At 54.3% G+C, this 265-nt stretch carries 1 protein-coding gene; it reads right to left on the bottom strand.

Annotated features, from left to right (window positions below):
* Positions 1-265, bottom strand: a 265-nt coding sequence (locus tag FN960_RS21765; protein WP_185971150.1) for a thiamine pyrophosphate-dependent enzyme, incomplete at both ends; no start/stop codon positions are given.

Raw genomic sequence — 265 nt, 5'->3', positions numbered from 1 at the left:
GCAAATTGATCCAGCAGACGCAGCACGCGGACACGGTGTTGATCGACCGTCAGGCGGAAACCAAGGCCAAATTCGGCATTATCTTCAAATAGAGAGTTCGCCCATGCCGGCCCACGACCGTTGGCATCGGTGGTATACGGTGTAGAGGGCAGGTTACCGCCATAAATTGAAGAACAGCCAGTGGCGTTAGCGATCAACATCCGGTCGCCATAGAGCTGAGTCAGTAATTTAATATCCGGCGTCTCGCCACAACCGGAGCAAGCAC

It is taken from the genome of Alkalicoccobacillus porphyridii (assembly GCF_007293315.1).
GTDB lineage: Bacteria > Bacillota > Bacilli > Bacillales > Bacillaceae_D > Alkalicoccobacillus > Alkalicoccobacillus porphyridii.
This window is presented reverse-complemented; position numbering and strand designations above follow the sequence as displayed.